The 25,102-nt window shown below is 41.4% G+C and carries 22 protein-coding genes and 1 other RNA gene; 3 read left to right on the top strand and 20 right to left on the bottom strand.

Annotated elements, in window-relative coordinates; all coding sequences use genetic code 11:
* Window positions 1-178 precede the first annotated feature (178 nt).
* Window positions 179-634 (top strand): chemotaxis protein CheX, encoded by a 456-nt coding sequence (locus tag P6709_RS02485; RefSeq protein WP_278239300.1) that lies wholly within the window; start codon window positions 179-181, stop codon window positions 632-634.
* Between the two features lie 86 nt (window positions 635-720).
* On the opposite strand, the gene P6709_RS02490 is transcribed toward P6709_RS02485, so the two are convergent.
* From P6709_RS02490 to P6709_RS02545, 12 genes are all read right to left on the bottom strand, one after another.
* Window positions 721-1,494, bottom strand: a complete 774-nt coding sequence (locus P6709_RS02490; RefSeq protein WP_278239301.1) for an SDR family NAD(P)-dependent oxidoreductase — start codon at window positions 1,492-1,494, stop codon at window positions 721-723.
* A 17-nt stretch (window positions 1,495-1,511) separates the two neighbouring features.
* Window positions 1,512-3,017, bottom strand: a complete 1,506-nt coding sequence (locus P6709_RS02495) for a carboxypeptidase M32 (RefSeq protein ID WP_278239302.1) — start codon at window positions 3,015-3,017, stop codon at window positions 1,512-1,514.
* A gap of 366 nt (window positions 3,018-3,383) precedes the next feature.
* A complete protein-coding gene (locus P6709_RS02500) occupies window positions 3,384-5,312 on the bottom strand; it encodes an ATP-dependent DNA helicase (RefSeq protein WP_278239303.1) in 1,929 nt (642 codons plus the stop codon).
* Window positions 5,313-5,404: 92 nt separating this feature from the next.
* Window positions 5,405-6,547 (bottom strand): THUMP domain-containing class I SAM-dependent RNA methyltransferase, encoded by a 1,143-nt coding sequence (locus P6709_RS02505; protein WP_278239304.1) that lies wholly within the window; start codon window positions 6,545-6,547, stop codon window positions 5,405-5,407.
* Window positions 6,548-6,724: 177 nt separating this feature from the next.
* Window positions 6,725-7,112, bottom strand: an RNA gene (gene rnpB / locus P6709_RS02510) — RNase P RNA component class B.
* A gap of 93 nt (window positions 7,113-7,205) precedes the next feature.
* Window positions 7,206-7,523, bottom strand: coding sequence for a cell division regulator GpsB (gene gpsB / locus P6709_RS02515; protein WP_278239305.1), 318 nt, complete (start codon window positions 7,521-7,523; stop codon window positions 7,206-7,208).
* Between the two features lie 61 nt (window positions 7,524-7,584).
* Window positions 7,585-8,151 (bottom strand): DUF1273 domain-containing protein, encoded by a 567-nt coding sequence (locus P6709_RS02520; RefSeq protein ID WP_336618978.1) that lies wholly within the window; start codon window positions 8,149-8,151, stop codon window positions 7,585-7,587.
* 90 nt (window positions 8,152-8,241) lie between these two features.
* The gene (locus P6709_RS02525) at window positions 8,242-8,457 is read right to left on the bottom strand and encodes a CotD family spore coat protein (RefSeq protein ID WP_278239307.1); all 216 of its coding nucleotides are present in this window, start codon (window positions 8,455-8,457) and stop codon (window positions 8,242-8,244) included.
* Between the two features lie 442 nt (window positions 8,458-8,899).
* A complete protein-coding gene (locus P6709_RS02530; RefSeq protein ID WP_278239308.1) occupies window positions 8,900-10,150 on the bottom strand; it encodes a ribonuclease H-like domain-containing protein in 1,251 nt (416 codons plus the stop codon).
* Complete coding sequence (locus tag P6709_RS02535; protein ID WP_278239309.1) at window positions 10,134-12,431, bottom strand: DEAD/DEAH box helicase; 2,298 nt, start codon at window positions 12,429-12,431, stop codon at window positions 10,134-10,136. Before P6709_RS02535 ends, P6709_RS02530 begins: the two co-directional genes overlap by 17 nt.
* Before the next feature lie 114 nt (window positions 12,432-12,545).
* Window positions 12,546-12,968, bottom strand: coding sequence for a YppG family protein (locus P6709_RS02540; RefSeq protein ID WP_278239310.1), 423 nt, complete (start codon window positions 12,966-12,968; stop codon window positions 12,546-12,548).
* A 37-nt stretch (window positions 12,969-13,005) separates the two neighbouring features.
* Entirely contained in the window at window positions 13,006-13,380 is a 375-nt protein-coding gene (locus P6709_RS02545) for a DUF1798 family protein (protein WP_278239311.1), read from the bottom strand.
* A gap of 206 nt (window positions 13,381-13,586) precedes the next feature.
* Here P6709_RS02545 and recU point away from each other — a divergent pair, with 206 nt between their 5' ends.
* A complete protein-coding gene (gene recU, locus P6709_RS02550; protein ID WP_278239312.1) occupies window positions 13,587-14,222 on the top strand; it encodes a Holliday junction resolvase RecU in 636 nt (211 codons plus the stop codon).
* Between the two features lie 17 nt (window positions 14,223-14,239).
* Window positions 14,240-16,951 (top strand): PBP1A family penicillin-binding protein, encoded by a 2,712-nt coding sequence (locus P6709_RS02555; protein WP_278239313.1) that lies wholly within the window; start codon window positions 14,240-14,242, stop codon window positions 16,949-16,951.
* 68 nt (window positions 16,952-17,019) lie between these two features.
* Here the strand turns inward: P6709_RS02555 and P6709_RS02560 are convergent, their stop codons facing one another.
* From P6709_RS02560 to dinG, 8 genes are all read right to left on the bottom strand, one after another.
* Window positions 17,020-17,535: a YpoC family protein gene (locus P6709_RS02560; RefSeq protein ID WP_278239314.1), complete on the bottom strand. Its 516-nt coding sequence runs from the start codon at window positions 17,533-17,535 to the stop codon at window positions 17,020-17,022.
* Complete coding sequence (gene nth / locus P6709_RS02565) at window positions 17,525-18,187, bottom strand: endonuclease III (protein ID WP_278239315.1); 663 nt, start codon at window positions 18,185-18,187, stop codon at window positions 17,525-17,527. The genes P6709_RS02560 and nth overlap by 11 nt, the downstream gene beginning before the upstream one ends.
* 15 nt (window positions 18,188-18,202) lie before the next feature.
* Window positions 18,203-18,901: a DnaD domain-containing protein gene (locus P6709_RS02570; protein ID WP_278239316.1), complete on the bottom strand. Its 699-nt coding sequence runs from the start codon at window positions 18,899-18,901 to the stop codon at window positions 18,203-18,205.
* Between the two features lie 69 nt (window positions 18,902-18,970).
* Window positions 18,971-20,263, bottom strand: coding sequence for an asparagine--tRNA ligase (gene asnS, locus P6709_RS02575; RefSeq protein ID WP_278239317.1), 1,293 nt, complete (start codon window positions 20,261-20,263; stop codon window positions 18,971-18,973).
* Between the two features lie 87 nt (window positions 20,264-20,350).
* Window positions 20,351-21,550 (bottom strand): pyridoxal phosphate-dependent aminotransferase, encoded by a 1,200-nt coding sequence (locus P6709_RS02580; protein ID WP_278239318.1) that lies wholly within the window; start codon window positions 21,548-21,550, stop codon window positions 20,351-20,353.
* A gap of 14 nt (window positions 21,551-21,564) precedes the next feature.
* Window positions 21,565-22,044, bottom strand: a complete 480-nt coding sequence (locus tag P6709_RS02585; protein ID WP_278239319.1) for a cell wall elongation regulator TseB-like domain-containing protein — start codon at window positions 22,042-22,044, stop codon at window positions 21,565-21,567.
* 12 nt (window positions 22,045-22,056) lie between these two features.
* Window positions 22,057-22,227, bottom strand: coding sequence for a YpmA family protein (locus P6709_RS02590; RefSeq protein ID WP_278239320.1), 171 nt, complete (start codon window positions 22,225-22,227; stop codon window positions 22,057-22,059).
* Between the two features lie 69 nt (window positions 22,228-22,296).
* Entirely contained in the window at window positions 22,297-25,080 is a 2,784-nt protein-coding gene (gene dinG, locus P6709_RS02595; protein WP_278239321.1) for an ATP-dependent DNA helicase DinG, read from the bottom strand.
* Window positions 25,081-25,102: the final 22 nt, after the last annotated feature.

The raw sequence follows: 25,102 nt of genomic DNA on the forward strand, positions 1-25,102 counted from the left end.
TGTACTAAATTTCTGCATCAAATCCTATGTACAGTAAATCCGTGTTTATTTCTTTAAGAATAACCTCTACTTTATCGGCTTTTAAATTAAACAAGAAAAAATAAAATCAAAAAATTTTATAGACAAGTAGATCAATTGTCATGGTATAATATAACCATATAACATCCGGAGGTGCTACATGATCGCGACCAAAGCAGTCACAAATACATTGAATGAAACGATTCATTCTTTAAAATCCGTCATTCCTCTTCCCGTGGTCATAAAAAAGCCAATTATGATTGATCACCCATACGAGCAGCAAAAAGTCGGAGTTATGATCGGTATGACCGGTGAAGTACGGGGGCGCATTCTGATTGATGGTGAAGAAGAAGATTTTAGTGCATTAGGAAGCCGAATGTTTGGAATGATGCTTGAAGGCGACATGCTGCTTTCTTTTATAGGTGAATTCGGTAATATGATTGCGGGCACTCTTGCCACATCGATTTCAAGCACTGGAGCTGAACTCGACATTACCCCTCCTACTGTCATGAGCGGAAAAACAAAACTATATGGCTTTACTAAAGCAATCCTTCTCCCCTTTTCTATTGATACAGTAGGTGAGTTTTCTATATTAGTAGCTATACAAGATGAATAAAAATCAACATGAGCAAAAGCCAATCGATGAAGGTTGGCTTTTGCTCATATTTAGTTAATGAAAACAGCAATCATGTACGACAGTTCTTAAAAGCCGTGTATGGTCATTCCGCCATCAACGAACAGGGTTTGACCGGTCACATAACTTCCCGCTTCGGAGACAAAAAAGACAGCCGGACCAATCAATTCTTTCAGCTGTCCTACTCTGTTTAAGGGTGTTACAGCAAGAATATCTCTCAAATATTCCTCATCAGATAATAGCTTTTCTGTTAAGGGTGTATCAAAATACCAAGGACCAATGGAATTGACCCGTATTCCATCTTTTCCCCATTCAAATGCTAAAATTTTCGTCATTTGAATCAAAGCAGCTTTGGATGCGCCATATGCAACTCCGGTTCGCAATGCTGTTTGTCCCGCAACAGAAGAGACCGATAAAATACTTCCTCCGGTCCCCTGTTCTTTCATCACTTTTCCCACTTCCTGAGACATCATAAAAGCAGATTTAAGATTCGTGTCCATTATCGTTTCCCATTCAGAATCTGTAACATCCTCCGCTTTTGAACGGATATTCATCCCCGCATTGTTAATGAGAATATCAATTTTTCCGCTTTTTTTCTTAATTTGCTCTATTGCTTCACGAATTTGTTCGCGATCTGTTACGTCTACAGTAAGATAATACGCTTCGCCGCCCCTATCATTGATCCGGCGGGCTGTTTCTTTTAATTCTTCTTCAGTACGGGAAAGCAGAATTACTTCTGCACCAGCTTCAGCCAGTCCTACTGCCAGGGCTTTGCCGATTCCTCTCCCGGCTCCGGTCACTATTGCAGTGTTACCGGTCAAAGCAAAAGAAGGTAGTTCCATCGTGAATCTCCTTTCATTTATAAAGAATAAATTCTGGAGTATTTATCAGTAAGATAATCAATTAAATATTGCGCGTTAAGTCCCTCACCGGTTGTCTCGTTAATAATTTCCAAAGGTTTTTTCATCTTGCCGTAGCGGTGAACATGCGTGGTCATCCATTCTTTAATCGGTTTTATATTTCCTTGAGAAAGCAGTTCGTCAAACTCCGGGAGATCTTTTTGCATCGCTTGCTTAAACTGAGCTGCATACATATATCCCAGTGCGTAGGATGGAAAGTATCCGAACGCTCCGCCTGACCAGTGTACATCCTGAAGAACTCCTTCTGCATCATTTTGAGGTACCACGCCCAAATATTCCTTATACTTTGCATTCCATATTTCCGGAAGGTTTTCCACTTCTATGTCACCGTTGATCAGTCCTTTTTCAATTTCATATCTGATCATAATATGTAATGTATAGGTTAATTCATCTGCATCCACACGAATGAGAGAAGGCTTTGATTCATTAATGGACCGGACAAATTCATGTAGGGGAATCTGTTCAAACTGTCCATTGGAATATTCTTTTAGTAAATCATAATAACGGCTCCAAAATGCCTCTTGTCTCCCTATAAAGTTTTCAAAAAACAATGATTGAGATTCATGAATGCCCATCGATGTGCCGCTGCATAAAGGAGTGCCAATTAACTCTTCGCTGATGTTCTGCTCGTATAAGGCGTGACCGCATTCGTGTATCGTTCCAAAAATGGCGCTCCTGAAATCACCTTCATCGTATCTGGTTGTCACTCTGACATCCCCCGGATTTAACCCTGTGGCAAAAGGATGCACCGCTTCATCAAGCCGGCCTGCCTCAAAATCATAGCCAAGTTCTTCAAGCATTTTTAAACTGAATTGCTTTTGATCATGCTTTGGAAAATGATTAAAAATAAAAGCGGTCTCCGGCTTATTTGGTGAATCCTGAATTTTCTTTACAAGAGGCACCACTGCCTCTCTGACCTGTGCGAAAACACGATCGAGAATATCGACTGTTACTCCGGGTTCAAACCGGTCCAAAAGCGTATTATACGGATTTCCTTCATATCCCCAGTACTGTACAAACCTTCTGTTCGCTTTAACCAGTTTTTCTAAATAAGGCTTGAATAACGAAAAATCAGATTTTTCCCTGGCTTCTTCCCACACACTTTCCGCTTTCGATTGAAGAATCACATATTCTCTAAATTCGTCCCCAGGAATCTTTTTATTACGTTCATATTCCTGCTGGCATTCCTCTAAGGTTTTCACTGTAATTTCACTTAACTGATCCTTATGTGAAGAGAGACCTGCTACAAAAGAAGCCATTTCATCTGAAGTGGTTAAATCAAATAATTCTCCGGATAAGGTGCCTATAACCTGCGAGCGCTGATCTACAGCTTTTTTTGGAGCACCTGTCCTCAGATCCCAGAAAATCAATCCCAAGGCTTCTTCGTAAGCCTGCATTTTATTTACATATGTAAGAAACTCTTTTTCCATCTTTTTCGTTTCCATCGTCTTCCCCCTTTTTCTTTCGTACCGGATCATTTTATCACATTTTTCAGAATTGAAGGGAAACATTTGCTCAAGTCCGAATGGCGATCAATGACCATGTGCAACTTAAAACAAAAAAGAGCCTGGGACAAAAGTGTCTCAAGCTCTACGATCGGTTCACTTTGCTTCAGGCGGACGCTTTCCCGCAGGGACGTCGCTGAGCCAATTCAGGGCATTGCCCTATAAAGTCTCAGCTTGCCGTCATATCCTGCAGGAGTCGCCACCTTCCGCTCCGCTCACCTATTACTATCAATAATTTTTAAAATTTTTGAGTTTTCCCAGCCTCAAGTGATGATCATCTTTTAATTTTAAACGCACGCTGCTTCATTAACCTTTAATGATTAGCGGCTTAACCGGAAGTATTTGTTCAATTTCATGCAGCCATTTTTGATCTTCATCACTGAGGAACAAGTGAACCTCCCCTGCATCTGATGACGTTCTGATTAACCGGCCGATGCCCTGCTGCAGTCTGAGCAGCATATACGGAAGATCCACTTCGTTAACAGGGTCTGATGAATGATTTCTTTTCGCTTCGAATACCGGATCCTGCGGAGGAAATGGAAGCGAATCTATAATCACTTGACTAAGGCTGTCGCCGGGAATATCAAGCCCTTCCCAAAGATGATAAGAAGACAGAATACTCGAATGGTCATGTTGAAATTTTTCTACCAGAGTGCTGATCTCTTCATCACCTTCATAATACAGGGAGGGTTCCTCTCCTAAATCATGCGCGTAACCGTAGCGGTAAAGCTCCTGATCCTCTTTCGTGTTAAATAGGAGTAAACTCCCGTGCGGATGACTTTCAAGCAGCTTTGTTTGCTTTTCGCCTTTTTCAAATTCATCAACAAGATGAATATTTACATTCATTGTATTTGAGTAATCGAAGGGCGACGATACACTGAAAGAGTCATATTGATCAATACCCAGACTATTTGCAAGATAGGAAAAATTCTCTTTGACTGAAAGGGTTGCAGATGAAAAAATGGTAGGAATTTTCTTTGTAAATACTTCTTCACGCAATATATCCTCGACCAGCCTCGGCATAATGACGAGCGTTTCATCATCTGCCGCTTCTTCAAGCCATATAATGGCACCATCATCATCCAGTAATAATTTAAGTGAAAATAAAACCAGCTCTAAATATTCTTCTACGATCTTCAAATCATACTCATCAATCACATACAGTTCAGATTCAAAAACAAGCTCTTCAAGAAGCTGATCTATACTTCCTTTAAGCTTTCTGGAGTTGGTTAATACTTCTTCATGTCTGTGTATAGCACGGCGTTCTGATAAACTTTCATGATCTGCGTGCTTGCTGATGGATGCAAACCACTCGTCATGCTGCTCTACGATGCGATCAATTAAATACAACGTTTTTTCCCGGATATCATTGCTTGTCAGTTTATCCAGAATGATAGATAAATTGGAAAGAGAAGTCCGGTAAGTTAATGCTTTTTGAGCGGCAAATTCCAACAGATGTCCTTCATCAAACACCACAGCGCTTGCTTCAGGAAGAAGAGGCAATTGGCCTTCTCTTTTTCTGGCATCCTTCGTCCAGATATGTTCCATATAAAAGTCATGGGAACAAATAATTAAATCACCTGCTGAACGGTAATGCTCACGATTTAAGGTCTGACCGCATCGGTGGCGTACATCACAGGATAAACAATCCTGCAGGGAATCCCAGTTGATCTGCTTCCATTGATCGTCATCCAGGTATGGAAATTCCTTACGATCACCATAAGGGTAAAAAGAGTTCATAGAGCCTTTGCCGTAAACGAAGTCTGGTATTTGCTCATACACTTCATCAAGTTCTTCATCGTCGCTTTTTGAAGTCGTTTTATCTAATTTTTTCAAACACAAATACTGCTCTCTTGACTTGGCAAGTCTGACATCTACTGTTAGCCCGAGAAGTTCCTCCAGCTTGTGGATATCCCCTGTTTTTTTTACCAGCTGCTCTATCAATGTTTCATCAGAGCACGCAATGATCGCCGGCTTGCCGGTGTATCTTGCATAAGGGATGGCATAAAGCAGGTACGCTAATGTTTTTCCTGTGCCAACACCTGCTTCTGCAAACATGATTGATTTCTTTTTAAATGCCTGCTCGAGCTGAAAAGCCATAAAGATTTGTTCGTCCCTTAACTCAAGACCTTTTTCGGGCAAAATATCGTAAAATACGTCCCCAATCCAGTCTCCTAAGGCCTCATAAAAAGATTGATCACTAGTCAGTGGAAAAGGCAATGATTTTGTCTTCAACTTCGCGGTCCCCTTTCTGTTCCGTTCACATCATTAAAACAGCAAGAAAGACATGCAATTCTTCAGCATGTCAGTCCCGGTAATTCTATTAATTACGACTCTTTTCTTGGTGGTCTTGTGCCCCAGTACTGATAGTAATCTGTCCGGATAAAACCGTTGAACAGTTTTCGTTTTTTGGTTGCAGGCTTTCCGTACAGGTGTTCAAAAGAAGGGTGTGAGGTAATGATGTACTTGGACCATGTCGGGTATTTTTCAAATGCTTCTCCCATTTCTCTGTACATCGTTTCAACCGCTTCTTCCTCACCGATTCGTTCACCATAAGGAGGATTCCCAACAATTACACCGTAATCCTTAGAAGCAGTAAAATCTCTCACCTGCATTTGTTTAAATTGAATAAGGTCTCCAAGACCTGCTTCAATTGCATTTTCTTTTGCAATTTCCACCATGCTGTGGTCAATGTCTGTCGCGTAAATTTCCAGCTGCTGATCATAATTTGCTTGTGATTCAGCTTCAAGACGTACTTTATCCCATAAATCCTTTGGAATGATAGGCCATTCTTCAGAGATAAAATCCCGGTTAAATCCAGGTGCAATATTCTGCCCGATTAATGCGGCTTCTATTGCAATGGTGCCGGAGCCGCAAAAAGGATCATGAAAAGGACGGTCAGGCCTCCAATTGGTCAGCTGAACAAGGGCTGCAGCCATTGTTTCCTTTAGCGGCGCTTCTCCCTGTCCGACCCGGTACCCCCGTTTATGAAGACCTGCTCCGCTTGTATCAATGGTTAATGTAGCTGTATCATTGCGAATCGCAACCTCTATTTTAAAGGTAGGTCCAGATTCATCCAAAAAACTCATACGCTTATAGGAAGATTTTAATTTTTCAACAATCGCTTTTTTAACAATGGCCTGGCAATCCGGTACACTGTACAACTGTGATTTAATTGATTTTCCAGATACGGGAAATGCAGCATCAACCGGCAGAAGTTTATCCCACGGAAGAGCTTTAGTTTGTTCAAACAGCTGATCAAATGAATAAACCTTAAATTCTCCCATCACAATTTTTACTCTGTCCGCTGTCCTCAGCCACAGATTTGAACGGACGATGGCTTCTTCGTCCCCTTCATACATAATCTTGCCGTTTTCTACTGTAGTTTTGTATCCCAGTTTCTGTACTTCTTTAGCTACTACAGCCTCAAGACCCATAGCTGCTGTAGCGATTAATTTATACGTGGTCATATTGTCACCCTCTATTTATATACTTCCATTACGAGCTTAATTTATCAGGTCCGCAAGCAGTGTGCGGAGGATTGCATATCAATAAAAAAAGGACAGACCCGCATCCTGTAAATGAATGGTCATGCCCTTGAACGTTCTTAGGTTACTCGCCTTAATTTGGTGCAACCAATCATGATGATCTGTAAGCCATGTTTTGTTGCCTTGTACTTCAAGCACGCAAAAGCGCTCGTACACAGGTGGCAATCATCTATCTATCAGCAAATAAGCTGATCCTTCCCTTTGTTCATTTCCTCAGGGAAAGTGCCCCTACCATAGTTTGAGTTTCTCACTCGTGGGGTTTACCTCGTTCCACTTTCATCATTTCTAATGAAACTACGTCACTGTGGCACTTTCAAGAGATGCATACCATATTCAATAGAACTTAGGTATCCTCTCTGCCGTCAAACCGGTCTGACCGGAATGCCCCCGCTTATTTTTTCGCGAGGCACGAACACTACGGGCATCTCAGCACCGTGTGAGCATGGACTTTCCTCTATAGCTTGCGCTACAGCAATTGCCCGAACATCATGATCGATTCGCCAAGATTTAATTATACACGAAAAAAAAACGGACTGCAAGCTGTTTTGGCAAATACACGTGCATCCGTTATTTATGTATCTTATTGGTCTTCGTAAAGCTTTCTGCCGAATACTTCTTTTTCAAGGTTCGAAAGCCTTTTTAATATATCGAAATTGGTGGTTCCCGTGTTCGGTGCCTGATGCTGGACAGCTGAACGCTTAGGTGTTTCTGAGCTTTGCTGCTTTAGACGATTATTTTCGTTTTCGAGCGCTTCAATTCTTTCATGAAAAGCTTCGTAGTCTTTAATAATCTGATCCAGAAAAGCATCCACTTCTTCAGGTTTATAGCCTCTCATAGCTGTTTTAAATTCACGCTCAAGTATTTCCTTTGCTGTAAGCTGAGCAATGTTTTCTTTCATTTATCTCTCACCTCTGCTATCTATTCCACTTTATTCATTTTTTCAAAAAGAAACGCAAATGTCAATCGACAATCGATGAATCTTTATCCAATTGATCTTCCTCCACCAGCCATTGGAGGTCCTGAAAATTAATTTGAGTCACATTATATTCGTTGTTTTCACTCCAATCACGAGCCATTTCCCATAAAAATTTAGGGGATCCTTCTTTCTCTTCATCATAGATTATCAGCAGGCCATCCGACTTGGAAAGATGAAACAGATTTTTGTTTTTTAGCTGCTGTGGATTTTCATAGGGCTTTTTAGATATTGCATCTACAAAGTCTGCTTCAAGCACAATCTGCTGATACATCTCCTGATTATTTTCATTCCATTTATCCTCATGCTTTTCAAAAGCAGTAAGGATGGCGAGCTTTAATTCAGGGAAATGGTCTCTAAGCTCAATGACAACTTCTGCAGCCCACATTTCGACCCCAAGCTGCCCAGACACCAGCACCCATTCGAGTCCTTCATCCACTTTCGCTTCAATATGCTGTCTGATGGCTTTTTTTATAATTTTCACAGCAGGATCCGATTGTTTATAAATTCCGATCTCATGCGATTTGTATCCTGATACTGTTAAGATTTTCATCACTGTTCACACCCTTAGCATAAAATGATGAACGGTAAAAGCGACTGGTTTAAAAGCCAGCCGCCAATGGTTCAAAAATCTTATATCCCTTTAGAAAGGTCTGTTGCACATAAATTGCTGATTAGCTACGGTTTGTTCTGCATTCATTGTCTGCGGGAAATAGTGCTTATGCTGATAGATCTGATGATTTACATTTGTAATTTGAATCGGGTGGATATGTGGAACTTCAATGATTTCCGTCGAATGATTCGTACAGCACATAGTTGGGTGTACGATCGGCGGACAAATTCTTCTTCTACAATGCACGTTTGCTCCCCCTTCCCTGGTTATCGTTAAATAACCTTCGTTTCTATAGAGTATGAAGGAAAGGAGGGTTTGACCTATGCGAAACGCTCATTTATTGTAAAGTTGTCAGCTGATCCCCAATTGTAGAAAATACAAAAGCTGTGACTCCAATAAGCAAGAAAAACAAAACTAAAATGAATCTTCTCATAATTTCAACCCCATTAAGTTCTATACATTTATATTACAATTGTTTAGACGTTGACTCAACCGGATATGATTCAAATTAAATTGAACGTTTTGTGAACTTTTCCTGAAAACAGACTATAAATATGTCGAGCAGGGAAAAAAGATTGACTAATTTGTCGTCCTGTATAAAGAGGATTTTAGCGAAACTATGGGAATCATGCGCTTCCCCGGGAAATGATTAGAAGGAAATATTTAATATTTCCTCCTCTGCTTTCGCTTATTTCCTGTTTAATCGCTGCAGTCTATGATGGATTTTTGTCATTTCATTTTTCATTACAGACGACTTTATCGTTTCATCATCAATTAATGACTCTCTCGCTTTTTGTGTATATTGAATAGCATAATCAGTATTCTTTTCATGGTGTTCATAATATTTTGCAAGCTCAATGGCTGATTCTCTTTTTTCTCTTGGACTTCCATTTTCACATACTTTCATCCAGAGCACTGCGGCCTCATGGATCTCCCCTTTTTTCTTTAAGGAGAAAGCCAGTGAATGTGCTGCAGCATAATTTTGCAAATCCTCGGAATAAGCCTGTTCGAGAAGTAATCGGGATGCTGCATGATCACCTGCAGCTTTATACCATTTGCCTGCTTCCACTTTTTCATAACTTGTCTGTTCTTGATCCTGCCCTAGCAACTGAAAGGTAATGTGAGTGTAAAGGGAAATCAATGATAATATATCTTTTTCGTTGTGATCGAGTACTTTAATGATTCCTTCAGGGTGTTTTCTCTCCACAAAATCAAAATAAATTGCAGGAGCTAAATAACCGGGCAAATCATCCTGCCTCTCAAATTTTAAGATGTGCTTTTCCACATCTGTAAGCTTGACCGATTCCATTTTATGCTTCCATAAACGGCGGGAAGCATGGTATAAATCAAAATGGCCGGTTTCAGGCAGTTTCGGCACATGATCCCGTATGAGAGTATGGCGGCTTTTAACCTGCGGCCAGTCAAAGGATTTTCCGTTATACGTTACGAGTGTTGAATAATCCACATTCTCCAAAAAACTCAAATAAAGCGGCACTTCATAGCCCGGATGAGTTAAAACATGCTGTTTAAGAATTACTTCAGAATCTGTGAATTGTGCATAGCCCAGCATAAAAATCGTGCTGCCTACTCCACGCAGACCTGTTGTTTCTGTATCAAAGAAAAACAGATCCTTCAGTGAATGCCTTTTTGCTGAAAGAGGGTGTTTATAGTCACTGTTATTCCAGGCTTCTACAGCTTTGAAGCACTCCCCAAGTTCATATCTGCCCTGCTTGAAAGTTAAGGGATAACGCACTTCCCGAATAAGACAGTATTCCTGATCTGCCCAAAATGGACTTACGTCATTTTCTTCCCATATTTCCTTATAGGGAATTGCCTCATCATCCACTTCACTCACAGCATTTTTCAAATGTTTTTCCGGCTCTTTCTCTTTGTCGGAAAGATGGGTTTTCATCCGTTTCAGCTTATTCTTGAGACTCATGAGTTTCACCTTCTATAGCATTAAAAAACAAGTTAATGAGCTTGATCGTATCTTCTTTTGCTGCAATGCCCTGCGGATCCGTTCCGATGCATGATGGACATCCGGCTGGGCAGTGGCATTGCTGTATCATTTGAGAAGCTTCTTTTAAAATGGATGAGCCAATATCAAATACTTTTTCACTTAATCCAATGCCGCCGGGATACCGGTCATAAACAAACAAAGTAGGCAGTTGATTATGAGTGGCCTTCACCTGAGGAACAATCTGAATGTCCTGAGGATCACACATAACGTGCAGCGGTATGATTGCCTGCATAGCATGTGCCGCGCCTATTAATCCCTGTTCAATGCGGTCTTCTGATAATTCATGCAATTCGGCTTTTAAAGTGAACCATGTTGAACTTGTATGGAGCTCTTCTTCAGGAAGATGAATCGGTCCTGATCCAATATTTTCGTGAGTGTCGAACTTAATTTTTTTGAAGATCGTTGCCATTGCTCTTACCGAAACATCTCCGTACGATACAATAGCATGCTCTGTGTTCTTAGACTTGTCCTCTTCCAATACAGATAATGTAACAGCCAGATTAGCATCTGTAAAATAATCGATATCGACTTCACGCACATACGCTTTTTTTTCTTCCCAATCGAGGAATTCGACCTGGAACTGAATGCCCTGGTGAAGATAAATGGCTTCATCATGCAGGAGGGTCATAGCGCTGAACCGGTCCATCTCTCCAATAACTTTTGAGTGTGCCCGTTCAGACTGATCAATTATAATCACGTTTTCCTGAGAAGCTGAGCGAAGGCTGATATTGTGGGCAGGGAACGCATCATTCATCCAGTACCACTTGCTTCCGGACCGATGCAGCACTCTCTCTTCAACCAGATAATCAAGCAGCTCCTCCAGATCATGCTCACCAAAAGATTCTTCTGATGTAAATGGCAGTTCAAATGCCGCACATTTTAAATGATCAAGGAGAATCACCAGATTATCAGGATTAATCCGGGCTGTTTCAGGAGAGGTTTCCAAAAAGTATTCAGGATGTTTAATGACATATTGATCAAGCGGACTTGAACTCGCAACCATTACTATGAGAGCTTCTCCCTGCCTTCTTCCCGCTCGGCCGGACTGCTGCCAGGCACTCGCGATGGTTCCAGGGTAGCCGGTCATGATGCAGGCCTGCAGCTGGCCAATGTCCACCCCGAGTTCCAGCGCGTTTGTACTGACCACCCCATAGATATCTCCATTTCTTAAGCCTTTCTCAATTTCTCTTCTTTGCGTCGGCAAATACCCTCCGCGATATCCCTGAATCGACTTGGGACCCAGTTCATTGATGACCAGTTCCTGCAGATAGGAAAGAATGATTTCCACTCTGACACGACTTTTAGCAAAGATAATCGTTTGAATCTTTTGCTTCAGCAGGATGCCTGCCAGCTTCCTCACTTCCAATGTAGCGCTTCTTCTTATATTCAGCTGCTGGTTCACGATTGGAGGATTATAAAAAACAAAATGCTTTCTGGCTGAAGGAGCACCATTTTTGCTGATTAATTTCATCTGTTGCCCTGTCAGTCTCTCAGCTAATTCTTTTGGGTTGGCAATGGTTGCAGAAGTACAGATAAATTGAGGAGAGCTGCCGTAAAATTCACAAATTCTTTTAAGCCGGCGAATTACATTGGCCACATGGCTGCCAAAAACACCCCGGTATATATGAAGTTCATCGAGTACGATATAATGCAGGTTCTCAAACAGGGAAACCCATTTGGTATGGTGAGGAAGAATGGCTGAGTGCAGCATATCGGGATTCGTTATCACAATTTGGCCTGCTTTTCTGACTTTCTGCCGGATAGAGGCAGGCGTATCTCCGTCATACGTATAGCAATTAATCGAAGCATCAGCTAAGTCGAGCCACTCATTTAATTCGGTTTTCTGATCCTGGGCAAGTGCTTTGGTTGGAAATAGGTAAAGGGCTCTAGCAGAAGGGTTTTCTATAATGGTTTGCACGACCGGAAGATTGTAGCATAAGGTTTTTCCGGACGCGGTAGGTGTGATCGCTGTAACGGAATGTCCTTCCATTACATTTCTATAAGCCTCTTCCTGATGACTGTACAATTCCCCTATCCCTCTAGACTGCAGAGCCTGTACCAATTTTGGATGCACTGACTGCGGAATTTTGGTATACACTGCCTCAACGGGCTCAATTGTATGCCATTTAACAACCTGCTGCTGAATGTCCTGGTCTGTTTTAAAATAATCAACCAGGTCCGTTAAAGATTTTTTCCTCATTCCATCACCTCATTTGTCTATTATATCGAACATACATTCTTTCCCGCAACGGAAACGGGTATCCCTTTCTTTTTAAACTAGATAACCGCCAGCTGAATTTCAACTGGCGGGCTTTTAAACTTTGGGAAAAATAGATCCGATCCCTTTCACCAGCGAGCCAAACTGCTGCGCCGTACTCATCATCTGTCCTGCAGTTGACATAACTTTATTAACGTCAACATGACCCTTTTCAGTTTTAAAGATTTCAAACCAGGATGACTGCGTTTTTTGCTGCTGCTGTGCATATGGGTTATAAGGATCCTGTAGATAAGCTTCAGGCTGGAATGGCTGTTGAGGCACAGGGACAGCGGTCTGTTGAGGCTGCAATGGCATACTGACCGGTCTTTGTATCGGCAAAGGCTGCTGGCTGTATCCCCAGCTTGGGTGAGCAGGATACAGCTGACCTGATGAAGGCATTACCGGCCTTCCGTATGGCACCGGGAAGCTTCCTGGAATGGGAGGATGAACAGGATACCGCTGATAATAGGCTCTATACATGGCTAACCACCCTTTTCCATAGCTTATTCTCCGCCTGCTATTTGGGTGATTCAAAATCTTTTAAAATATCATTAACCTGCTCAATGACATAAAAGCTCGATTGGATGTAACTTTTGAATCGATTATAGCTTGTTGCAGGGAAAAAACACTGCACCGATAACAGCTCAACATTTTCAACAGTCGCTTTAATTTGATTTGGATGAAGATTTTTTTGAGGATGACTGCGCAAAAATTGATCCGCATCCGTCCCCCACTCTTTAGACAAAGAATGAGCCCGGTCTGCGAACGGCTTTACTTCGGTATAAAAATCTCCTTTGAGATCTGTATTTCTTCTATTGTCATACTCCTTCTGAGCTGAATCAACAATTTCAAGCAGCTCAAGAGTTTTATGTTGTAAATCATCGTATTTCATATGAAGACCTCCTCTGCAACAGTGATTATTTCTTATTGTATCAGACAACTTTTTAATGGGAAATGAAACCTTTTGTTTCTGGATACGTCTACTATATGGAGTTTCAAGAAGAAGCTGGTTTCAAGCGGGTTTTCCGTCAGGCTGCATGGATTAGGACATGCCCGGTTTATTTGTTTCTGTTATGATGGTCAGGAGAGGTGTTAAAAATGACTTTTCATTATCCAAACGGCAAAAAATTTACTTCTCCTAAGGAAAAGACAAAGCCCGGTTTTAAAAAAATGAATCAGCAGGCTATATCCTATGGAAAAAGGGGAATGACTCTAGAGGAGGATATAAATGAAACAAATCAGTTTTATCTTGCTGCAGGTAAAGCTGTCATTCATAAAAAGCCCACTCCGGTGCAAATTGTTCAGGTAGACTATCCTAAACGAAGTGCTGCAGTGATCAAAGAGGCTTATTTTAAGCAGGCATCCACTACCGATTACAATGGCGTTTACAAAGGGCATTACATTGATTTTGAAGCAAAGGAAACACGGAACAAAAATTCTTTTCCGTTACAAAATTTTCACGAGCACCAGCTTGCTCATATGCACCAGGTTGTACAGCATAATGGGATTGCTTTTGTTATCATTCGATTTTCATCTTCCGAGGAAATTTTTTTACTCCCCTACTCCGCCCTTCAAAAATATTGGGACCGGATGAAAAAAGGGGGCCGTAAATCCATGACTAAAAATGAAATCATGGAGGACGGGCATAAAATAGCATTAAGCTTGCAACCAAGAATTGATTACCTTAAAATTATTGATCATCTGTGCGATAAAACAGATGACAGGAATTGTTGAAAGAGAGGAACGGCAAAATGGCAGATTACTCATCAAGAGAAGAAAAAAGAAAGGCTCAAAAAGCCTCTGCTAAAAATAAAAAGACAAAAAAGGGCAAGAAGTCGATCTTTAAGAGGATTTTATTGACTGTTTTCCTTATTGGTCTGGCGGGCTTGATTGGCGGAGGAGCTTTATTCGCCTACTACGCTGCTACAGCACCTGAGTTGAACGAAGAAGATTTTATTGATCCGGTTACTACAGAAATTCTGGATATGGACAAGAATGTAATCGGCAGGATTGGTGCTGAGAATCGTGAACTTGTCGCTTATGATGACATTCCTCCTCTCGTGGAAAATGCAGTCCTTTCCATTGAGGATGTTCGATTTTATGATCATATGGGTGTGGATGCCATTCGTCTGGCAGGAGCCGTACTAGCAAATATTACGGAAGGCTTTGGTGCTGAAGGAGCCAGTACACTTACCCAGCAGGTAATTAAACAGTCTGTTCTTACACCAGAAAAGTCTCTTGAAAGAAAAGCACAGGAAGCCTGGCTCGCATTTCAGCTGGAGCAGAAATACAGCAAAGAAGAAATTTTTGAGATGTACGTAAATAAAATCTATTACTCTGATCTTGTTTACGGGATAAGAACGGCTTCTGATTATTATTATAACGCCGAGCTGGATGAACTGGAGCTTCATCAGGCAGCATTGCTCGCAGGCATCCCTCAGCGGCCGAATGCTTATAATCCCTATACGAACCCGGATCTTGCAAAAGAAAGACGCGATATTGTTTTACGTCAAATGCATAACCACGGTAAAATCTCTGAAGAAGATATGCAGCAGGCTTTAAATGAAGATATTATGGATGGAATTGTTGAACGCACAGAAGATGAAAGAAAAAAATTAGCTGGAACTGACTCCGGCAATGATGCGTTTATAGACGCAGTGATTGACGAAGTGGAAGCTGAAGGGGATTTTAATCCATTTGAGGATGGGCTGAAAATTTATACTACCCTTGACCCTGAAGCACAAAGTCAGGTGGAAAATGTATTAAACAACGATGTTATCAATTTTCCTGATGATATGAATGGTGAACGTTCACAGGCTGGTATAACGGTCCTTGATACAAAAACCGGAGCAGTGCGTGCCATTGGAGGAGGAAGAAACTTCGGCCAGGAAGTTCAGCGGGGCTACAACTATGCTGTGGACAACGTTCAGGAAGTAGGATCGACAATTAAACCTCTTCTTGACTATGCGCCTGCTATTGAGCAGCTGGAATGGTCCACAGCTCAGATCATTGTAGACGAACCAACTACATTTAGTGAAGGTTATGAGCCCGGCAATTACGATGGTCAATTTTCCGGACCTATCACAATGAGAGAAGCTTTATATGACTCAAGAAACATCACCGCAATTAAAGCTTATAACGAAGCTGGCCCGAAATTTGCTACTGACTTTTTAAGTAGTATGGGATTCAGCTTTGATCCAAATTGTGGAGACGTGTTATGCGAGAGCGCCGCAATTGGCTCAGGTACCGGAACCAATACTTTGAATATGGCTGGCGCATACGCTGCTTTTGGCAACAATGGCGTATACAATGAGCCTCATTTAGTCACTTCAATAGAATTTAGGGACGGATCATCGATTGATCTTGAACCTGAATCGGATGTTGTTATGAAGGATTCTACGGCTTATATGATTACAGATATGCTTAAAGACGTTTTAGAGCCTTATGGAACCGGGCCGTTAGCAAAAGTACCCGGTCTTCCTCTTGCAGGTAAATCAGGGACAACAAACTACCCTGAAAATACCCGTAATGAATATAATATCCCCCCTGAGGGATCACCGGATTCATGGTTTGCTGGATATTCAACTCAGTATACAACTGCTGTTTGGCTGGGATATCCTACAAACACGAATTATCTGCTGCCTCAGGAGCGTCAGGCATCACAGGAAATTTTTAAGGCTGTTATGCAGTCGGTTCACGAAGGCGTGGACACACCTGATTTTCCAAAGCCGGATACAGTTGTAGAAGTAGAAATTGAAAAAGGAACAAATCCGCCTCAGCTGGCGAGTGAATACACTCCTAACAACCAAAAGACAACAGAGTTGTTTATACGCGGTACTGAACCTACTGCTGTATCAGAAGAATTCGTTGTTCCCGACCTGGAATCACCTGCAAACCTCCAGGCAGACTATGATGAAGAAGCTGGGACAATTCAGCTGAGCTGGAATCACTCACAAGATGAAGACGATGACCGTGCAGTGGAATTCGAAGTAAGCTACAGTATTAATGGCGGGGAATCACAAATACTTACAACGACTGGAGACACAGCTCTCACAGTCCAGCAAGTAGAGCCTGGTTCGAGCTATACCTTTAGTGTAATAGCAATTGCAGACTCCCAGAGAAGCGGTGAAGCAACCGTCAGCATCGATATTGGCCAGCGTGAAGAAGATGAAGAAGAGCCTGAAGAAGAAATTGAAGAAGAACCAGAGGATCAGGAAACTCCTCCAGAGGAAACAGAAGAAGAACAGCCTGAAGACTCAGGCGATGAAGAAAACAACGAAGAAAATCAAGATGAAGGAACTGAACAGGAAGATGGTCAAGAAAATGAAGAAGATGGTGTAACCGAAGAAGAACCTGGAGAAACGGATGAAGATACTCCGCCAGATGAGCAAACACCTGATGATTCAGCCCAGGACGAAGAAGATCAATCTAATCAAAATAACACTGAAAATACACCTGAATAAAGAAAAAAGCACGCAGCCGGGTTCCTGGCTGCGTGCTTTTATTTAAAATGCATGGTCTTATTATTCTCTTACTTCTTTTTCTTAAGAGCGTTTATCGCTGAATGTTTCATGCTTTTCTTGTAGATTTCTAAGATTAACTCATTTAATTGAATCCTGGCAAAATAAGAATCTGCATTATTAATTACGAAATTTAAGCGTTCGATTAAATTTAAGCATGTAATGTCAAGCTGCTGACTGGATGTTTTCCAGCTGCTTACCTCTACCGGCTTCCCGTTTGACCAGTAAAGCATCATAAAGAAAAGGGAAAAGCCTTTGATCATATCCTGAAGGACAGCAGAGGATTTCGTCTCATATCCAGCTATGAGACTATCGTTTAATACGTCCCACTCAGCCTTCAATATCGGAAGCCAGTAATCAATTTCCTCCCAGGGAGGCCTCTGATTTTGCTGCTGAGACCTGAATTCCGGCTGGAAATAAGGCGTAAACAGTTCTCCCTTCGGCATTAAATCAGGCAGCTCTATCTCATCTTCCTTAAAAAATAAATCATTTTTATATCTCTCAGGCAATTTAAATCTATTGTTCACTTGTTATTTTCCCCTTCATACGCTTTTTCCCTTCTCTGCAGAGGGATAAAAGCGGACATTGATCGCATTTGGGAGATTGCGCTTTGCAGTGATATCTGCCAAAAAAGATCAGACGGTGGTGTGTGGCAGACCACTCATTTTCAGGAATTTTTCTCATCAATGTATTTTCAACTTCCGTCACAGAGTCTTTCCATCTGCAAATTCCGAGCCTTTTAGACACTCTTTCCACATGGGTATCCACTGCAATAGCCGGTTTGCCGAAGGCAACAGAAACTACCACATTCGCTGTTTTTCTTCCTACTCCAGGAAGCGTAACCAGTTCAGCATGATCAGATGGAATTTGTCCATTATAATGTTCAAGAAGCCGTTGACATAAGTTTCGAATATGTTTCGCCTTGTTTCTGTAAAGTCCTATTGAGCGAATATCCTGCTCCAGTTCTTCCAGTGGAACAGCCAGATAGTCCTCAGGCGTTTTGTATTTTTTAAATAAATTAAGCGTTACTTTGTTTACCAGAGCATCTGTACACTGTGCCGACAATAATACAGCAATAGTTAATTCAAACGCATTTTCGTGTCTGAGTTCACAATGAGCATCCGGAAACAACTTCTCCATTTCATTCAGACAATAGCTTATGCTAGCCTTCGTGAGCATATCCTACCTCCATCATTACTTTTCGAGCCAATTATAAAACGGTACTTTTTTTGTTGGTTCTCCCTCATGAACAGGCTCATGTTTTTTAGGCTGGCGAAATTTTTCACTTTGTTTTCTGGCTTGCTCAACCGTTTCAATCCCCTGTTTCTTCCATTCAAATAAGATCCGGTCAATATAACGGAAATTTAACTTATTTGAAATAACCGCTTCCCGAAGAGCTGCTTTTATAAGACTTGTTGATTGATGATCTTTATCAATCCACATAGCAAGTGTTTCACATTCAAGCGGAGACAGCGGTCTGCCAAACTCCTGTTCAAACAAAGTATATAGATCCGTTTGTGATTGCATTGTCGTTTCTATTTTTTCTCTTTGATTTTCCTTTTCAAGCTTATTCATTAGTGTATTCCATAAAGGCATTAATGAATAACTTTCTTCTCTCACATCCTGAACAGACGATTCACTGATTTCAAGAAGTCCTTTTTTGAGGAGACCCTGGATTGTAAAAAAACACTCGGGTGAAGACAGGGTCATACGCTCTGCAAGCTCGTCAGGAGTGGGAAAGGATTGCCCTTTTTCAATAAAAGAATGAATGTGGAGCAAAAGCATGCATTCTTCTTCATTAATTCCAAGTGAGCTGTATTGCTTTAAAAGAATGGAAGGAATTGAAATATTTCCATCCTGTATCCATTGCTGCCAAGAACTTAAATGGCTCACAGCAAGCCCTCCTTTCTGGTAAAAAATGACCGAACCGCTATGTAAAAGCGCGTTCGGTCTACCTTGCTTTTATGGATAAAGACGGTTTAGCAGTCTAGGGAATGGGATTGATTCTCTTACATGCTCCACTCCGCTGATCCATGCAACAGTTCGTTCCAGTCCTAATCCAAACCCTGAATGAGGAACTGAACCATATTGTCTTAGCTCTGTGTACCATTTATAGGCCTCAGGATCGAGCTGGTGCTCATCAAGACGCGTTTTAAGCAGTTCAAGATCATGTATACGCTCAGATCCTCCAATAATTTCTCCGTAGCCTTCTGGTGCAATCAAGTCAGCGCACAGGACTACATCTTCTCTCTGTGGATCAGGCTGCATGTAAAATGGCTTAATCGCAGTAGGATAATGTGTAATGAAAACCGGTTTTTCGTAGCTTTCTGCTATTGCCGTTTCATGCGGTGCTCCCAGATCATCGCCCCATGCAATATCCGTGAAACCTTTTTCATGAAGAAACTTAATTGCATCATCATAATGCACTCTAGGGAAAGGCGCCTGAATTGCTTCAAGCTTGCTTGTATCTCTTCCCAGCCGAGTCAGTTCCAATTTGCAGTTTTTAAGCACAGATTGAATGATAAAAGAAACGTATTCTTCCTGAACAACAAGATTATCATCAAATTCGTAGAAGGCCATCTCAGGCTCAATCATCCAGAATTCAATTAAATGACGGCGTGTTTTTGACTTTTCAGCTCTAAATGTCGGGCCGAACGAAAACACTTTTCCAAGGGCCATCGCAGCTGCTTCCATGTACAGCTGTCCGCTTTGAGAAAGATAGGCATCTTCGTCAAAATATTTTGTATGAAACAATTCAGATGTTCCTTCCGGAGCGCTTCCGGTCAAAATAGGCGGATCGACTTTTACAAAGCCATTCGTATTAAAAAACTCATAGGTGGCTCTAATAATCTCGTTTCTGATTTTCATAACGGCATGCTGCCGGTTTGATCGGAGCCATAAATGGCGGTGATCCATCAGAAATTCCGTGCCATGTTCTTTAGGAGTGATCGGGTAATCCACCGATTCGCTTATAACTGACAGGTCCTGTACTTCTAGTTCAAAACCGAACGGCGAACGTTCATCTTCCTTTACTACTCCTGTTACATAAACGGATGATTCCTGAGTCATCCCTTTTGCTTTTTGAAAAATTTCTTCGCCAACTTCACTTTTTACAACAACACCTTGAATAAATCCTGAACCGTCCCGCAATTGCAGGAAAGCAATTTTACCACTTGAACGTTTATTTCCAAGCCATGCTCCGATGGTCACTTGCTGTCCAACGTGCTGACCTACCTGACTGATAGTTGTTTTCACTATTTTCCCTCCAAAAAAACCGCTGCATTCATTTTTCGTTACCATAAATTGATACGCACATAATTATACCGTTGATTTAGTTGAGATTCAATTCCCCGACTGAGATTGCTCGTTCACATAAACATGAATCCGTCTTATTGCTTCTTCTAGAGAAGAAAGATCAGTGGCATATGACAATCGGATATTATCGTCTGCTCCAAAGCCTGAACCCGGAATTACAGCAACATTGGCTTTCTCAAGAAGATCAGCCACAAATTCATCCACTGTTTCAAATCCGCATGCAAGGGCTGCCTCTTTAACATTAGGAAAAAGGTAGAAAGCCCCCTGCGGCTTAATGCATCTGAAACCTGGAATATCCTGCAATGAAGAAAAAACTTTATTTAACCGGTTTTCAAATGCTTTCCTCATTTCTTCCACTGGTTCCTGCGTCCCCTGATAAGCAGCAAGCGCTCCAAATTGGGCAGTAGTTGTTGGATTTGAAGTGGAATGACTGGCTAAATTGGTCATAGCTTTTATTATGGATTCTTCTCCGGCCGCATACCCTATTCTCCACCCCGTCATAGAGTGGGATTTTGAGACACCGTTAACAATGATGGATTGCTGTTTGAATGTTTCTGAGATCGAAGCGACCGAAACGTGTCTCTGTCCTTCATACGTTAACTTTTCATAAATTTCATCTGAGATTATTAAAATATTTTGATCTGCGCAAACCTCAGCAATTGCTTCTAGCTCTGATTTAGAATAAATCATACCGGTTGGGTTGCTTGGAGAATTAATAATAATCGCTTTCGTTTTATCAGAAATTGCTGAACTAAGCTGATCTGGTGTGATTTTGTACTGGTTCTCTTCTTTTCCTTCGATATACACTGGTCTGCCATCTGCAAGTTTAACTTGTTCAGGATAGCTTACCCAGTAAGGCGTCGGAATGATGACTTCATCATCCGGGTTTAAAATAGCCTGAAGAAGGCAGTAAAGTACATGTTTAGCTCCGCTTCCTACAAAAACTTCAGCAGGAGAATAAGTGATGTGCTGATCACGTGTAAATTTATCAATAATTGCTTTTTTTAATTCTGCCATCCCTGCAGCGGGTGTATATTTCGTTTGACCGGCTTTCATCGACTCATAAGCTGCTTCAATAATATGATCAGGAGTATTGTAATCAGGCTCACCTGCACCTAAGCCAATTACATCTTTGCCTTCAGCTTTTAATTCCTTTGCTTTTGCCGTAATCGCCAGGGTTGTGGATGGCGTTAAGGCTTTTACTCTGTCTGCCAGTATATTTTTCATATCCGTTTCACTCCTTAAAGGTTCCGTATCGTCCTCCACCATTCACCGCTGTCAAACAGTACATAGTAGTAATTTAACGTTTCTTCTTCATCCTGATAAATAATTTCCCATACGGGTCCTTCTGATTCAAGTCCGAGTTTTGACGACAAAATTTTTGAAGGAGCATCTTCTTCATTGAGCATGGCGATTGCTTCATCCTCAGAAATTCCTTCGTTCATCTGCCTTGTTACAATTTCTTCTTCATTATCTTCAGGTACGAATACGATCGTTTTTTCCTGGTTTTCATTTGTACCCACAAAAACAGTATATGTCTTCGTGCTGTTGTACTGATAGGACTCTTCAATTGAACTGAGCTGCAGCCCGTCACCCGCCCTTGCCTCTGCTTGATCGATTGAATCTTTCAGCGGCCCTCTGGCAACACTATAGACCGTAATAGAAAACGCAAGAATGATCAGGATCAGCCCTGCAGGGACCAAAACCATCCATTTTTTCATCTAATCCCTCTTTTATGTACGATAAATTGTAAAAACAGCTTTTTCTTCATTTTCTTTGTCTAATGCTAAACCAAACATTAAGTCTCTGTCTTTCAACGTACGGTTTAATGAATCAACAACCTTGTATAGATCAGGGGTTTTTTGAATCGTAACAGTGGACAGTACTTCAATTTTACTTTCCATATGAATCGCTCACTTTCAAAGGTTGGATTTCTGTACTTAGTATAACAGTTTTCGACGAATTTTTATCTTTTACAGCCACTCTTCAATTTCTTTCACAATTGAATCCAGCCCTCGTTCTTCTACTGGCAGCGACGGAATGGAAGATAAAAAGTACTTTCCGTACGAAGTTGTAATCAGCCGGCGGTCAAATACAACAATAAGGCCACGGTCATGTTCGTGACGAATCAATCTGCCAAATCCCTGTCGGAATCGGATAATTGCTTTTGGCAAAGAAACTTCTTTAAATGGATTTCCCCCTTTTTCTTTTGCATCGTTCCACAATGCTTTTGTCAACGGCTCGTCTGGAGGAGAAAACGGCAGTCTTACCATGACCAGGCAGGATAGATCTTCCCCTGGAATATCAATCCCTTCCCAAAAACTGCTGGTGCCAAATAAAATCGCCTTGTCAAAACGCTGAAAATTCCTTGTCAATTTCGTTCTGCTGCCGCTTGTAATTCCTTGGGCCATTAAGATGAAATCTTCCATTAGACCACTGTCTTTTATAAGTTCATATGTATGCCTGAGCATTTCATGAGAAGTAAAAAGAACCAGCATTCTTCCTTTTGTTGCCTGACCTATGGCTATTAAATGATCCGTTACCATCTCCACATATTCATCATGGGTAACCATTTTAATATCCGGAAGATCTTTCGGCACCATCAGCCTTACTGCTTTATTGTAATCAAATGGCGATGGATAAATACTGCATTCTACATTTAACTGATCTCCTCTTAGACCCTTTAAAAAGTAATCGAATTTTCCATCGATCGTGAGAGTTGCGCTTGTTAAAATGATAGCTTGATCGCCTGAAAAGAAATGCTGGCTGATTTCTTTTTGCACCTGCACTTTTCTTGAAACAAGTGAAAGGCTTCCGGGAAGAGAGCGTAAATCCCCCTCCAGCCAGCTGATTGAAGAAGAGTCATTCGTGATAAAAAAGAGCCGAATAGACTGGATCCAATCATTCCATTCCAATAAAAAAGAGTGTATTTCTTCAATAACTGCTTTTTTTGAATCCGATATATTTGTTTTGCTTTTTTTCACAATCTCCAAGTTATGCTGGATGACACGATCGACTTTTTTCATGTTCGACAGAAGCCGCTCGAAGGCATATTGAACCTGTCTCCATCCTTCATTTTCCCTGATTCCGTCTTCTAATGAAAGCAAATATTTTTGCTGGCCTTTTTTCTTCTGTATGGAAGATTTCAGCAAAGCCCCCAGCTGATAAAAAGCCGCGTCAGCCTCTGTGCTTATTTCAGAGACCATGTCTTCTGTTAGCGGACTGGCTTTTTGCTCCGAGCTGATCTTAAGAATAGCCCCCAATCTGCCGGCTAAAAGGTCTTGAGTATCATGACCAAGCTGACCGATCGTGTATTTTAATTGAATATAATCCAGCTGCTTCCCCCACTGTCTTCTGCAGGCATCCTCAAAATGATGAGCCTCGTCAATAATAAGATTCTGATAAGAAGGAATTAATGGCCTGGTCCGCTGGGTATCCTGAACAAGCATTGAATGGTTTGTGATAATAATCTGTGCGTCATTTGCTTTTTGCAGCGCATTTAAATAGAAATCTTTTTCTTTCCATGGGTCCTTGTCTTCGCCTAAAAACCATCCTGCGTGGCGGATCCTGTTCCAGAAAAGCCTGCCTCCACTCGTTAGATTCAGCTCATCCACATCTCCATTGACTGTTTCCGTAAGCCAGGTGAGTATTTGCATTTTTGTCAGAACTACATCATATTGAGACTCTTCTTCTGCTAAAGCCTGCTCGAATTTCAACAAATGGAGATAGTGGCTTCTCCCTTTCAATAAAGCGAAATGTAAACGGCCGCCGGTGATTTTTTTAAATATGTTGGCATCTTTTAATAATATTTGCTCCTGCAGCTGAACAGTTTGAGTGCTAATAACCGTTTTCATGCCTTTTAAAGCATAGGCTGCTGCGGGAAGCAAATACCCCATTGTCTTGCCTACACCTGTCCCGGCTTCAATCGCTATTTTTGAACGGTTTTCCATAGCTTCAGCAACCTTTTCAATCATAGACAGCTGCGACTCGCGTTTTTCATAAAAGTCTACATAATTCTGCAGAACTTTTTCAGGTTCTTCTAGAGAAAGAGGATGAAGGTCATCTGTTTGTTCTTTTGTTTTTTTTCTGATGGCAATTCCCCTGAAAACTTCTATATCAGCAGGGAGGTCCTGAATATTTTTTCTTTTATCTTCTGTGACACTTTTAAACAATTCTGCGATATGGCTCTTTAAATACACACTTAACAGTTCGAGTCTTTCTAGTGTTACCAGTGGAAGAGAATGCAGTTTTCGGATAAAATACAGCAATATATGTGCTGTGGCCAGAGCATCGCTGTCTGCCTGATGCGGCCTGTCATGTGATAGCTGAAACTGGCCGGTTAAATCGGAAAGTTTAAAGCTGTCCGTTGTCGGAAGAAGTATTCTTGCCAGTTCTACCGTATCTAATAGTGAACCATGCCAGCTGCCGCTAAAGCCCGCAGATTCAAGTTCAGCCTGTAGAAAAGGGAGGTCAAACTGAACGTTATGCGCCACAAATACGGCGCCTTCCATCCTTTTGAGAATTTCAGGCGCTATTTGAGCAAAAAGCGGCGCATCTTTTACCTGCTTATCCGTAATCCCTGTCAACTCAACGATAAACGGCGGAATGGGCTGCTGAGGATTAACATAGGATGAATACTCATCAACAATCTTATTATCCTCAATCAGTACGATCGCAATTTGCATAATGCGATCACCTTTTTTTGGAGCATTTCCTGTTGTTTCTATGTCCACAACAGCCATTTTGTTTTTCCACATTGCCGTCACAACCTTTGCAAAT

This window comes from Jeotgalibacillus sp. ET6 (genome assembly GCF_029667115.1).
Taxonomy (GTDB): domain Bacteria; phylum Bacillota; class Bacilli; order Bacillales; family Jeotgalibacillaceae; genus Jeotgalibacillus.